The 1,358-nt window shown below is 37.3% G+C and carries 1 protein-coding gene; it reads right to left on the bottom strand.

Going from position 1 to position 1,358, the window contains the following annotated elements; translation table 11 throughout:
• Window positions 1–1,357 (bottom strand): primase C-terminal domain-containing protein (locus AB5M32_RS13590; protein ID WP_368024527.1); only part of this gene is annotated, 1,357 nt, incomplete at its 3' end.
• Window position 1,358: the final 1 nt, after the last annotated feature.

The raw sequence follows: 1,358 nt of genomic DNA, 5'->3' as shown, positions 1-1,358 counted from the left end.
GCCTGATTTCTTGGACTTCTTTCTCCGGTAATAGCTGTTGAATGGTGCTTGTCCATTCATCGATGGTTAGTTTAAACTGCGCAATGATTCCTTGAATAAAGGCTTCTTTTTCTTCTTTCTTCGCTTGGATCAAACTTGTGAATAATACACGTACTGAAGCAAGTAAAAGTCCGCCACCACGCCCTTTTTTGACATTGTAGAACACTTTGTGTTCTTGCTTTAAGGAACTTAATGCACGATCCAGACTTCTTAAAGGCATGTTCAATTGTTCCGCCAATTCTTTTTTGGACAGTTTTAAATAAGGCATACGAAGATCACTTTTTTCGCTCAAATAACGCATGATATCTTCTTGCCATTCCTTTTTATGACTGTATTGGCGTTGCTCACGTGATTTCTTAAACTTCCACCAACCACGACGTTGGATAAACAACTCGTTTTCTTGAATATCCGAAGCTACCCATTCCTGGCATAATTCTAAAACAAACTCACGATTGGCTGCTTGATAATTGCCAGAATACGCACTTTTGACAATCTTTCGCACTTCGCCTTCAGACAACGGATCGTTTAAACGTTCGTTAAACTCAAACATGTTATACTCACAAGTTTCTTGTCCGTAACCAGAAGAATAATAAGCTAAAGAGAGTGTAAAAATCACGTTATTTCGTCCTAATCGGCCTTCTCCCCCGATAATATCTGCTTTTCGTATCAACAAATCAAACCAAGGCTCATCGACTTGGCGATACTCTTTTTTCTCAGGAAAAACAATCAATTTCGCGTTTCTTTCTGCTTCAGTTTTTTGGTTAGATGCCATTTTCATTGACCAATTCAACCAATCAGAAAAAGAATATTGATTTTCTAACTCGCAAAATACGATATTTTGTTTGTTTGGGAATCGAGCAATTCCAAAATGGTTACAACCTACATCAATACCTGGTAACTGATTAGCCAATTGTGTCCGAATCGTTGTAGAAATACGTTTTGCCACTTCAATAACTTTGAAATTACTCTTTTTCGTCACATAAGCAGGTGTTTTTAATACAAAATAGACTTGATAACCTTGCTCTGATTCTAAAATGAGCGTTGGCATATACCCTAATTCATCCACACAAGCTAAGAAAATCTCTCCTTGATGATTTTCTTTAGAATCAATATCCACGACAAAAGTATTGATTTGACTAATATTTTTCTCCGAATGCCCTTTAACGATTGAACGATTTTCGTCCGCATAAGTTCCATAGCGATAAACATTTGGTGTCCAATGAGTCAGTTTGGATTCATTTTCTAAAATCGCTTCTTCAGACGTAATAACCATGCCACGCCCTGCATTCATCAATTGTTTACTGCGATACGCAAAGATA

The organism is Enterococcus sp. C57, from assembly GCF_040887305.1.
In the GTDB taxonomy this organism is placed as follows: domain Bacteria; phylum Bacillota; class Bacilli; order Lactobacillales; family Enterococcaceae; genus Enterococcus_B; species Enterococcus_B hirae.
The sequence above is the reverse complement of the archived record's forward strand: the minus strand, read 5'-3'. Positions and strand labels throughout refer to the sequence as shown.